This window comes from Bradyrhizobium sp. BR 10289, from assembly GCF_019455385.1.
In the GTDB taxonomy this organism is placed as follows: Bacteria; Pseudomonadota; Alphaproteobacteria; order Rhizobiales; family Xanthobacteraceae; genus Bradyrhizobium.
In genome coordinates this window covers 1-961 of the sequence record NZ_JACOFR010000054.1, presented here as the reverse complement: position 1 = coordinate 961, position 961 = coordinate 1, and the positions used below count along the sequence as shown (strand labels likewise).

The 961-nt window shown below is 64.9% G+C and carries 1 protein-coding gene; it reads left to right on the top strand.

Features of this window, described 5'->3' with window-relative positions:
* Nucleotides 1-5 precede the first annotated feature (5 nt).
* The coding region (locus HYH08_RS37290) for a UDP-glucose dehydrogenase family protein (RefSeq protein WP_220014806.1) at nt 6-961 on the top strand (956 nt) is incomplete at its 3' end.

Below are 961 nucleotides of genomic sequence, written 5' to 3'. Positions count from 1 at the left end.
TTTTCATGCGAATCGCGATGATCGGAACGGGCTATGTGGGACTGGTGTCCGGAGCCTGCTTTGCGGATTTCGGTCACGACGTCACCTGCGTCGACAAGGACGAGAGGAAGATCGCGGCACTCCATCGCGGCGAGATCCCGATCTATGAGCCCGGCCTCGACGAGCTGGTCGCGAGCAACGTCAAGGCCAAGCGGCTCGACTTCACCACCGACCTGTCCAAGCCGGTTGCGGAGGCAGACGCGGTGTTCATCGCGGTCGGCACGCCGTCGCGCCGCGGCGATGGGCATGCTGATCTCTCCTACGTCTACGCGGCCGCGAAGGAGATCGCGCAGTCGCTCTCCGGCTTCACCGTCGTGGTGACCAAGTCGACCGTGCCCGTGGGCACCGGCGACGAGGTCGAGCGCATCATCCGCGAGGCCAATCCCAACGCAGACGTCGTCGTCGCCTCCAACCCCGAATTCCTGCGCGAGGGCGCGGCGATCCGTGATTTCAAATTCCCCGACCGCGTCGTGGTCGGCACCTCCGACGAGCGCGGCCGCAAGGTGATGGGCGACATCTACCGTCCGCTGTCGCTGAACCAGGCGCCGCTGATGTTCACCGCGCGCCGCACCGCCGAGATGATCAAATACGCCGCCAACGCCTTCCTCGCGACCAAGATCACCTTCATCAACGAGATCGCGGACCTCTCGGAAAAGGTCGGCGCGAATGTGCAGGAGGTCGCGCGTGGCATTGGCCTGGACAACCGCATCGGCACCAAATTCCTGCACGCCGGCCCGGGCTTCGGCGGCTCGTGCTTTCCGAAGGACACCAAGGCGCTGATCAAGATCGCGCAGGACTACGACGTCAATCTGCGCATCGTCGAATCCGTGCTGGCCGTGAACGAGAATCGCAAGCGCGCGATGGCGCGCAAGGTGAGCCAGGCGCTCGGCGGTAGCTTGCGCGGCAAGACCATCGCCGTGCT